Origin of the sequence: Phocaeicola sp. RTP21198st1_B8_RTP21198_201120, from assembly GCF_040929485.1 — a bacterium.
GTDB classification, from domain to species: Bacteria; Bacteroidota; Bacteroidia; order Bacteroidales; family Bacteroidaceae; genus Phocaeicola; species Phocaeicola dorei.
The window spans coordinates 1-1,033 of the sequence record NZ_JBCOCI010000560.1 but is presented as its reverse complement, the minus strand read 5'-3'; the positions used below and the strand labels follow the sequence as shown (position 1 = coordinate 1,033).

Here is a 1,033-nt window from a genome sequence, read left to right as displayed (position 1 = left end):
AGAATTTGTTGGAAGTTTGGGCAAGTAATGCTTACCGTACGGATGTTTTGCCTATTAGCGGTGACTTCAATGTAAATGGTGGTATTCATCGTCCCTGTCATTTGATTATAACCGGACAGGATTGTATAACTCCCTTGTTTTATGCTTCTCCCGGTGTGTTTATTCATCAAGAGAATATTTCCAGAGAAACCGCCGGCATAAATGTGGAAACTCATCTTTCGCTGAAGAATAAAAAGCAGGGCTTGAAACTTAAAACAACCATTGCAGATGCAAGTAATAAAATCGTTGCCAGCAATGAAACCGGTATTTCCGGTGATATTGTAAGACAGCCTATACAGGTGGAACGTCCTGTACTTTGGGAGGGCAAAAAGAATCCTTATCTATATACCGTGACTGTAGAACTATATGATGGTAATCAATTGGTGGATAGGATGGTACAACGTACGGGATTCCGCTATTTTTCTGTTGATCATGAGAAAGGTTTCTTTTTGAACGGTAATTATCTGAATCTTTATGGTTTTTGCCGCCATGAGGATGCGGTTGGGAGAGCTAGTGCCTTGTTGCCGGAAGATTATAAAATGGATATGGAACTAATAAAAGAGTCCGGAGCAACGGCGATGCGTCTTGCTCATTATCCTCACGCAGAACCGATGTATGATTTGTCGGATGAGAATGGAATTATTCTTTGGACGGAGATACCTATGTGTGGTCCTGGTGGACAGGCATTTACCGGTTTGGTGGATACGGAAGGATTTAAAGTTAATGCCCGTCTGGCGGTAAAAGAGTTGGTTTATCAGAAGTTCAACCACCCTTCTATTTGTTTTTGGGGGATATGTAATGAGATATTGGTGAGTGATGGAAAAAGGTTTGTTGAATATGATAATCCGATTCCTTTTATCAAGGAGTTGAACGGATTATATAAGTCCATTGATACTTCCCGCCTTACCGCTTTGGCTACTTGTGTGGATCAGTCTTATTATTTAGGATGTTCGGATTTAATTGCATGGAACAAATATTTTGGATGGTATAAAGA

Annotated in this window: 1 protein-coding gene; it reads left to right on the top strand. The window is 40.4% G+C overall.

What is annotated here, in order from left to right; genetic code table 11:
* Positions 1-1,033 (top strand): glycoside hydrolase family 2 protein (locus AB5935_RS28095; protein WP_368328114.1); only part of this gene is annotated, 1,033 nt, incomplete at both ends.